This window comes from Brachyspira sp. G79, assembly GCF_002379365.1.
Classification (GTDB): domain Bacteria; phylum Spirochaetota; class Brachyspiria; order Brachyspirales; family Brachyspiraceae; genus Brachyspira.
On record NZ_JQIU01000008.1, the window covers coordinates 195,090 to 203,873 of the forward strand.

General features: G+C 27.8%; 7 protein-coding genes and 1 pseudogene. 4 read left to right on the forward strand and 4 right to left on the reverse strand.

The genetic code is table 11. From position 1 onward, the window contains the following. The first annotated feature begins 186 nt into the window (after positions 1–186). Positions 187–822: a DinB family protein gene (locus KQ44_RS02555; protein WP_096736108.1), complete on the forward strand. Its 636-nt coding sequence runs from the start codon at positions 187–189 to the stop codon at positions 820–822. A gap of 129 nt (positions 823–951) precedes the next feature. Here KQ44_RS02555 and KQ44_RS02560 read toward each other — a convergent pair whose 3' ends face one another. The 3 genes from KQ44_RS02560 to KQ44_RS02570 are packed head-to-tail and all read right to left on the reverse strand — an operon-like array spanning position 952 to position 4,188. Next, positions 952–2,310, reverse strand: a complete 1,359-nt coding sequence (locus KQ44_RS02560) for a TldD/PmbA family protein (RefSeq protein ID WP_096736109.1) — start codon at positions 2,308–2,310, stop codon at positions 952–954. Positions 2,311–2,313: 3 nt separating this feature from the next. Further along, the gene (locus KQ44_RS02565; protein ID WP_096736110.1) at positions 2,314–3,702 is read right to left on the reverse strand and encodes a TldD/PmbA family protein; all 1,389 of its coding nucleotides are present in this window, start codon (positions 3,700–3,702) and stop codon (positions 2,314–2,316) included. After that, entirely contained in the window at positions 3,703–4,188 is a 486-nt protein-coding gene (locus tag KQ44_RS02570; protein WP_205676538.1) for a pyridoxamine 5'-phosphate oxidase family protein, read from the reverse strand. 106 nt (positions 4,189–4,294) lie between these two features. On the opposite strand from KQ44_RS02570, the gene KQ44_RS02575 reads away from it, so the two are divergent. From KQ44_RS02575 to KQ44_RS15525, 3 genes and pseudogenes are all read left to right on the forward strand, one after another. Continuing rightward, entirely contained in the window at positions 4,295–4,690 is a 396-nt protein-coding gene (locus tag KQ44_RS02575; RefSeq protein WP_096736112.1) for a secondary thiamine-phosphate synthase enzyme YjbQ, read from the forward strand. 330 nt (positions 4,691–5,020) lie between these two features. Beyond that, entirely contained in the window at positions 5,021–6,028 is a 1,008-nt protein-coding gene (locus tag KQ44_RS02580; RefSeq protein WP_096736113.1) for an aldose epimerase family protein, read from the forward strand. A gap of 159 nt (positions 6,029–6,187) precedes the next feature. Continuing rightward, positions 6,188–7,563 (forward strand): annotated as a pseudogene (locus KQ44_RS15525) (MATE family efflux transporter). A 50-nt stretch (positions 7,564–7,613) separates the two neighbouring features. Here KQ44_RS15525 and KQ44_RS02590 read toward each other — a convergent pair. Beyond that, positions 7,614–8,784 (reverse strand): methyl-accepting chemotaxis protein (locus KQ44_RS02590; RefSeq protein ID WP_240516440.1); only part of this gene is annotated, 1,171 nt, incomplete at its 5' end.

Genomic DNA, 8,784 nt, shown 5'->3' on the forward strand with positions numbered 1-8,784 from the left:
ATGTTCATATAAAAGAATTGACTAGAAAAATTGAAATGGAATCTAAAAATTAGACAGGAAAATTAAAGATATAGAAAAATAAAATTAAGCATAACAAAAGATTTAAAAAAATGTTAAGGAATTAAAAAACAAACAGTTAAAAAAACTTCAGGAAGAGAAAAAAATATTACAGATAAAGTAAAGCAGATGAAAACAAATCTCATCAATGTAAAAAGAGATGATACTACAAAAGAAGTTAGTAAGAGAATAGAAGACAGTAAAAAATTAAAAGAAACTAATACTGTGAAAAAGCCTATTGACAAAACAGCAAAAAAAATGATGAATCTAATGGCTTTATATAATAAAAATGCTAATGAAGAACTTATTGAAGTTTTATTAAAAGTAAAAGAGGATGATTTGAAAAAAGAGACAGGAGCTTATTTTAAATCAATATATGGAATATTTAAGCATATGATTCAATGCGATATGTATTTTTTTGGTATATTCAGAAAATATTCAAACAAAAAAAATATTGCTAATGAAGAATTATTAACATATTTGAATAATGATTTTAGTTTTAATAGGGATATAGATAAAGATTTAAAAACATTGATAGAAGTAAGAGAAAAACTTGATGATGTTATAATAGCTATAGTTAATTCTATAGATGATTTTAATATAGCAGGTAAGGTAGTAGTTCCAAATATAGAAGTAAAAAAAACAAGATATCATTTAATAATGCATGAATTAAATCACAGTACACATCATAGAGGGGAGATTTCAGTTCTATTAGATCAAATGGGATATAAAAATGACTATTCTAATTTAATGACTATGGTGTAATTATACAAAGTACACTGATTATAAAAATAGCAATCAAGAATTTATATCTTTAAAATTTTACAATAAATAATAAAGAGCTTATAACTAATATTTATAAAGTTATAAGCTCATGATTTTTATATAAATATGTTATGAAGCAAATGATAATTCTCTAATCAAAGCACTTGGAGTATAAATAGAAGAATGATGATATTCTGTATCATTTGCAAGCATTTCTATATCATTTAATAAATCTAATATATTGCCTGATACTATAAACGGACTTGCGGTGTACGATAATTTTCCATTTTCTATTTTTATGCCTTCTGCCTGAAGAGAAAAATCTCCGCTTATAGCATTAACTCCTGAGTGTGTTCCAGTTAAAGAGTTTACCAATATTCCATTTTTTATTTGTGATATAAGTTCTTCCTGTGTATTTTTACATTCTTCTAATATGAAGTTATGACAAGATATTCCTATAGGAGTTTTAAATCCTCTTGAGGCATGAGACGTAGTTTTTACAGAGTCTTTTCTCGCTGTATAATTATTGTATAAATAGCTGTTTAATACTCCGTCTGTTATGATATTTAAATCTTTTGTTTTAGAACCTTCTCCGTCAAAATGAGTATTATATATACCCTTATCAAATACTGGTATATCTTTAATGTTGATTATACTATTTGCTATTTTTTGATTTAATTTTCCTTGAAGCAGTGATAATTTTTTTTGTACATTTTCAGCAGAAAAAAGCCCTAAATATGCACCTAAAATTGTTCTCATAGCTTTACTTGTAAATACAGTTTTATACTTTCCGCTTTCTATTTCTTTGGCATTTAGTTTGTTTATAACATTATCGGATATATTTTTTGTGAAAGCGTCTATATCAAAAAATGTATCTTTTGAAGAATATACATCAAAATAAGTTTTTGTGCTGTTAGAATCTTTTGCTATAACTTCAGCATAGTATGTTATATTATTTTTTATCTCTCCCTTGCAAACTCCATTGCTGTTTATAATGCATTTTATAAAGTCATATCTGGCAAGCCCAGCAGAAGGTACATTAACTATTCTTTTATCAAGCGAATATAATTTATCTTCTATAGATAATGATATTTTTTTTAAATCTTCATTAGTCATATTAACTATATCATTATTGATAATATTATAAACTTCCTCGCCATCTTCTTTTTCTATTAATGCATTATAATCAGGTTCAGCACTTGCATATGAAAGAGAGATTTTTGCATTATTAACTAATGTTTCTATAGAGGCATTTGAATCTATCTTTTCAGTAAAACTTATCCCTACCTTTCCGTCTTTTATAAGTCTTAATCCTATACCTCCAGATTCAGCGAATGTATATTTATCTAAATCTCTTTCTCTCACAGAAAACTCTTCCTCGCCGCTGCTTGACATATAAACTTCTATTTCATCAATATCATTCGCCTTATTTTTTACAGTGCTGTATATTTCTTTAATTCTGTTCATATAGTGATTTAATTCTGGCATATATTATCTTCCTCCTACGGTTAATTCTTTTACTCTAATAGCAGGCTGTCCGACTGTTGTAGGTACACTTCCAGAAATACTTCCGCACATACCATCAGCTAATTCCAAATTTGAAGATACTGCCTCTATATTCATAAGAGTTTCGTCTCCTCTTCCTATAAGTGTAGCACCTCTTACAGGCTCAGTAATCTTTCCTTTTTCTATTATATATCCTTCTGAAACAGCAAAGTTGTAATCTGTAGTGGCAGGGTCTACTGAACCGCCTCCCATTTTTTTAGCATAAAGTCCGTACTCTATTTGAGAGATTAAATCTTCAAAACTTGAGTTTCCTTTATCTATAAATGTATTTCTCATTCTTGAAGTAGGAGGGTATTTATAATTTTCTCTTCTGGCACTTCCAGTAACTTTTTGATTCATCTTTAAAGAGCCTAATTCATCAACTAAATAACTTTTTAATATGCCGTTTTCTATTAATACAGTTCTTTGAGCTTCATTTCCTTCATCATCAATATTGTAGCTTCCCCAAGCATTCTGTATAGTGCCGTCATCAACAGCTGTAACAACATCAGAGGCTATTTTTTCTCCAAGTCTTCCACAAAATACGCTTGCATTATCAGCAACGGAAGTAGCTTCTAAAGCATGTCCGCATGCTTCATGAAATATAACGCCTCCAAATGCATTGTCTATAACTACAGGGTATTTACCAGATTTAGGGTATTTGGCATTAAGCATTTTTATTGCCGAATTAGCAGTCTCAAAAGCCATTTCGTCTAAATTAATATCTCTTATTACTTGATAACCGTCCAAAGCTCCTTTAGTTCTGCTTGCTGTTTGAGTATTAACTCCGTCAGATGCCATAGAAACCATAACTAGTCTTATATATGTCTGAGAATCTTCTTTTAATATTCCATTGCTTGCACATACTAAAATATTTCTTTGTTTTTCCATATATCTTAAATTAACCTGCTTTATTTTATCAGATACTTCTCTTGCTTTTTTATCCAAATATGAAAGCATTGCTATTTTTTCATCAAAGTTTATATCAAAAGGATTTATATGTAATGGGTGATGATTTTTTTCATGTGATTCTATAAAACCGTTTATTATATGCTTTTTATCATTTACTATAGAAGAAGCACTTTTAGCTAAATTTATTAAACTCTCATTGCTTGTATCATTAGAATATAAATATATTGTTTTTTTATTAACTATAATTCTTAAACCAACACCGTAATTATTTCCAAGACTTGTATTATCAACTCCAGAGTCTAAATAGCCTATAGAGTTAATTTTTGTATCTTCAAAAAATAAGTCGGCATATTCTCCTCCGTTTTTTAAAGCTTCCTGCAAAACGGTATGCAAAAAATTTTCATCAAAATTAAAATATTTCATTTATTCTCCTTTTTGTGTTTTTACTAATTCTATTGCCTCTTTACCAGTGATATACTCTATATCTAATTCAATCATACACATAGCATTATATTCTTTATCTATAATATTATTTCTATTTTCTTTAGTATCATTAGGATAATATTTTATGGCTAGTTTTTCAATAGCTTCTCTTTTTTTATCTTCATCTTCTATAATAAAAACTTTTCCAAATACTATAACACTTCTGTAATAGGTAGTATACTCTTTCATCTTGATATCATCTTTTTCTATAATGCAAAATGAAGCTTTATTATTATTTTTTATAGCATCTATTTTATAACCGCTTTTAGCTGTATGAAAAAATATTTTATTATCAGAGTAAACATAACTTAAAGGAACAGTATACGGATAATTATCATCTCCTATAAGTCCCAAAACTCCTGAAGTGCATTTTTCTAATATTTTAATACTTTCTGAGTATGATAATAATTGTTTTTTTCTTTTCATCTCTCTAAACATAGGCTATATTATATACATAATAATAAAATAATCAATTGACAATCAAAGCATTATCATGTAGTATTATAATTAAAATAAATCAAAGGAAATAATAATGCATACTATAAATGTTAAAACTAAATCAAGATTTGATATAGTAGATATTACAGATGAAGTTCAAAGATGTGTTAATGAAGAGAGAGCGGAGAATGGAATTGCTGTTATATTTGTACCGCATACCACGGCAGCTGTTGGTATAAATGAAAATGCCGACCCTGATGTGGTTTTTGATATGAAAAATGCATTTAATAAATTAGTACCTCAGCATGATAATTATGAGCACAGTGAAGGTAATTCTCAGGCACATGTTTTATCTTCTTTGGTATCTCCTAGTTTAACAGTAATAATAGAAAATAAAAAAATAGTATTGGGTACTTGGCAGGATATATATTTCTTTGAATTTGACGGGGCTAGAAATAGGAAAGTTTATGTACAGATTATAAGCAAATAACTCAAGGGAGAAAGTATATCCTCCCTTGATTACACTAATGGGGTAAATTAAATATATTAAATGTATGATAAATCACTTTAGAGTTTTCTCTCTGTTTTTATTTAGAAATTTTTTCTTTATTAATTGACTAATTGCACCAATTAGCTCTATTATTAGTCACATATGTCTTCCTTAAAATAATTATTATACTATATAGTATAATAAAAAAATATTTATTTGTCAATATACCTAATACATGTATATATAAAATAATTAATTATAAGGTTTATTATATAAATAAAATTTAAAATGATGTATAATATTTTTATAAATCACTATAAGGATATTATTATGTTTAGATCTAAGAAAGAAGATTTTGGTAAGAACTCATATATATACACATTAGAAAATGATAAGGGCTTAAAAATAAAATTGGCGGAAGTTGGGGCAACTATAACAGGTATATTTTTTAAAGATAAAAACGGCAAAGAAATAGAAACAGCATTCGGTTCTGATGATATAGAGTTTTATACAGACAATGCAAAAAATGGACATATGGGTGCTACTGTAGGAAGAGTGGCAGGACGTACAATTGGAGCTAAATTTAAAATAGATGATAAAGAATATAATATAACAGCTAATAAATCGCCAGATCATACTCATGGCGGTGTAAACGGACTTTCTTATGTAATTTATAATTCTACGCAGAAAAAAGATAATGAAGTGTTATTTTCTTATGTATCAAAAGATGGAGAAGAGGGCTACCCTGGAAATCTTAATTTGATAGTAAAATACACTATAACAGATGAAAATGAAATAATAATAGACTATATTGCAACTACAGATAAAACAACTCCTTTAAATATAATGAATCATTCTTATTTTAATTTAAACGGCGGCGGAAAAATTAATGATCATGAAATATTTATAGATGCTGCTTATTATTTGGGTGATGATGAAAATGGTATTACTTCAGGCGAGATATTAAAAACTAAAAATACTCCTTATGACTTCACAAAATCAAAAAAAATAGATGATATAATAAAATCAAAAGGCGGATGTGATAATTGTTTTGTGTTTGATGATAATGATATAAATAAACAAAGAGTAAAAGTTATTTCCAAAGAAACAGGCATAAGTTTGGAAGTATTTACTACAATGCCATCTGTACTTTTTTATACAGCTAATTCTCTTAATAACTGCAAAGTAAGAAATCAAACTCTAGGTAAACATGAAGCTTTTTGTTTGGAAGCACAATATTTTTCATGTTCTTTAAACTTTAATCATTTCCCAAGTATAATGCTTTATCCCGACAGAGAATATAATCATAGAACTATATATAAGTTCGGATTAATATAATATTATATAATAAATATTTTTAAGGGGCTCTATATTAATTGCAGCTCCTTTTTTTATATGAAAAATCATAAAACCATTTGACATTAGAGTATACTCCAATGCTATAATCAATTTCAAAATTAAAAAAATTATGCATAATTATTTTTTAAGGAGATAAAATTGAGTGATATAAGTTATTCTAATTCAAATGCTGTTAAAAGCAATTATATGTTTTCAAATAAATATCTTGCCAAATTATTTATACCGCTTGTTATAGAGGTATTTTTGGAGTATTTAGTTGGTTTGATAGATTCCATAATGGTTGCCAATGTGGGAGAGGATGCTGTATCGGCCGTATTTTTAGTTGATTTTGTTATAGCTTTTCTTATAAGTATATTTGCTGCCATTGCAACTGGAGGGGCTGTTGCAAGCGGGCAGTATATAGGAGCTAAAGATATAGAGCATGCAGATGATTCCATTAATCAGCTTATAAGATTTTTATTATTATTTTCTGTAGTTATAACAATATTAATATATATATTTAAAGATTATTTACTGAGCATTTTATTTGGAAGTATAACTGAAGAAGTGAGAAACAATGCAAATACATACATGCTTATAGTAGCTGCCTCAATACCTTTTTTAGCTCTATACAATGGAGGAGCTTCTATGTTTAGAACTATAGGCAATTCTAAAATATCAATGAAAATAATGATATCTATGAATATATTAAATATTATAGGTAATGCTGTTTTTATTTATATGTTAAAAATGGGTATATCTGGTGCGGCAATTTCTACATTAATTAGCAGGATAGGTGCGGCTTTCATAATTATAATTTTTGGGTTAAATAAAAAAATATAATATATATAAAAAATAAAATTAAATATAAAATGACTTTTTCGGCAATAAAAAGAATATTATCTGTGGGTATTCCTTATGGTATAGAAAACGGTATGTTTTATTTTGGGAGATTATTGATATTAAGTTTGGTATCTACATTCGGTACGGCTTCAATAGCAGCTAATTCCGTATCTACATTAATAGCATCTTTTGAAGTACTGCCTGGAATGGCTATAGGTTTGGGACTTACTACTATTATATCACAGTGTGTTGGTGCTAATGACTATAATCAAACTAAATATTATACTAAAAAAATTATAGCAATTATTTATGTATCTCAGACTATAACAAGTATTATAATATTATCTCTTCTGCCTTTTATCCTTCATATATACCATTTATCAGCTGAAGCCACATCATATACTTATAAACTATCATGGTATCATGCTGTTATGATGATTATATGGCCTTTAGGTTATTCTCTTCCAGTGGTATTTAGGGCTTCTGGGGACGCAAAATTTCCTATGGCAGTAGCTTCTATATCAATGGTAGTATGCAGAATAGTACTTGCTTATGTGTTTTCACTTTATTTCCATATGGGCATGATTGGAACTTGGATTGCTATGTTTGCTGATTGGATAGTAAAGGCTTTAATATTTACTTATAGGTATTTTAGCGGAAAATGGATAAAGTTTAAATATATTAATGCATAGTAAATTATAATCGGCATAATATTATTTTACCTATTATGCCGATTTGTTTTTTAATTAAAACGGAAATAAGAAACCTGTTCAACTATATTATTTGATTTATCAAGTACATCTTTACTTGCACTTGCTCCTTCATTAGCTATTTTGGAAGTATCCTGAGTTATTTTATTAATTTCTACAACAGCTGTATTTATTTCGGATATACTGTTTTCTTCTTCTATAATAGCACTTGATATTTCTGTAAGTAAAGTAAGAACATCATTAACAGATGATTCTATTTGATTTAATATATAAGATGAAGCCTGTACAGAAGCACTTCCATTTTGTATTTTATCAACAGTTTCATTAGCTATGCTTGTTATATCTTTAGCCGCATTTCCTACATTTTGAGCTAAGTTTCTTACCTCGCTTGCAACAACAGCAAAACCTTTGCCCTGTTCCCCAGCACGTGCTGCTTCTACAGATGCATTTAATGCTAGTATGTTTGTTTGCAAAGCAATAGATTCTATTATTTTAGTGATGTCTGATATTTTTTTACTTGCTTCAGATATTTCAGCCATATTTTCAGATGTGGCATTAATAGCATTTACACCATTTTTTGTTGCATTGGATACTTTTTCACTCATACTTTTTGCATTTCCTGCATTTTCTGCAGTATCCTTTAATGATGAAAATACAAACTCTATAGATCTTGTTAATTCTTCCAATGAACTTGCCTGAGATGTTGCTCTGTCAGATAAATTAATATTGCCGTTTGTTATTATATTTACTGAATTATTTATGCCATTAATTTCATTTTTCATGTTATATATGATATCGCCTAGTTTATTTTGCATTTCATTGAGTGCTCTTATAACATCTCCTGTTTGGTCGTTTTTCTTTAATTCTCTTTCATCAAATAATGTATTAAAATTACCCTTAGCCATTGAACTTATTATCAATATAGTATTATCCAATGTTTTTGATATAGGTATAGCTATTAAAAGTACTAGTACAGCTTCTATAGCAGATAATATTACAAATACAGCTATAATAAGAAGGAGAAGTTTTAAAAGAGATGATTTTAATTCTTCATTTCCAACACTCACAATCAAATACCATTGAGTGTTTTTTATTTTTGAAGATAAATAAGAAAAATTTTTATCTATCCATTCATAATGAGTATTGTTTAATATGTTGTTTTTATGCGTAGATATTATTTTATTATTAAAAGCATTTTCTTTT